Origin of the sequence: Gelidibacter salicanalis (assembly GCF_016469035.1) — a bacterium.
Classification (GTDB): domain Bacteria; phylum Bacteroidota; class Bacteroidia; order Flavobacteriales; family Flavobacteriaceae; genus Gelidibacter; species Gelidibacter salicanalis_A.
The window spans coordinates 1-312 of sequence record NZ_JAEHJZ010000457.1 but is presented as its reverse complement, the minus strand read 5'-3'; the positions used below and the strand labels follow the sequence as shown (position 1 = coordinate 312).

The following is a 312-nucleotide window of genomic DNA, read 5'->3' as shown; positions in this document are numbered from 1 at the left end:
CGAAAAAATCATTTTTACAGGTTGGCCTGATTGAAGAATTCCTCTCACTGTATCAATAAAAATCTCTTGCTCTAATCGAGACCCAAGAATAAAAAGCTCCTCAAACTGATCGAAAATTAAATAAATAGGCCTAAACGATTTTTGATAGACTGCTCGGATGACTATACTTATCGGAGTCAATTGTGGTCCTTCGGTATCGAAATCCCATTCGCCTACCCACTTTTCCTCCTCGTAATCCGTACCAACCATACCGCCAGCTTTCTCCAGGGTAGTGGCTAAGGAATTGTTGATATCACTTCCTCTTCGGATCAT

General features: G+C 40.7%; 1 protein-coding gene. It reads right to left on the bottom strand.

Going from position 1 to position 312, the window contains the following annotated elements:
• On the bottom strand, nt 1–312 hold a 312-nt coding region (locus JEM65_RS21815; protein ID WP_199603871.1), incomplete at both ends, for a hypothetical protein.